Origin of the sequence: Pseudomonas typographi (genome assembly GCF_014694385.1) — a bacterium.
Lineage (GTDB): Bacteria > Pseudomonadota > Gammaproteobacteria > Pseudomonadales > Pseudomonadaceae > Aquipseudomonas > Aquipseudomonas typographi.
In genome coordinates this window covers 1-250 of the sequence record NZ_JAAOCA010000199.1, presented here as the reverse complement: position 1 = coordinate 250, position 250 = coordinate 1, and the positions used below count along the sequence as shown (strand labels likewise).

The window sequence follows — 250 nt, the reverse complement described above, 5'->3', positions numbered from 1 at the left end:
ATCGGCGATGCGTCGTTTCACTGCTGAGTTCGGGATGGGATCAGGTGGTGCCAACGCTCTATGGTCGTCAAGAAATTCGGTAGCCGCCGCGTTTGCACGTGGCAGCGAATCGGGTATGTGATGTGTGTGAGTGTCACGAATTTTCGGTTGTGGCGTCTTCGCCCGCTCAACCTGCCGCAGCAGATTGCTTGGGTGTTATATGGTCAAGCCTCACGGGCAATTAGTATGGGTTAGCTCAACGCCTCACAGC

General features: G+C 55.2%; 1 rRNA gene. It reads right to left on the bottom strand.

The features are described 5' to 3' along the window. Positions 1–72, bottom strand: a 5S ribosomal RNA gene (gene rrf / locus HAQ05_RS28380); the annotation flags it as partial. Positions 73–250 lie beyond the last annotated feature (178 nt).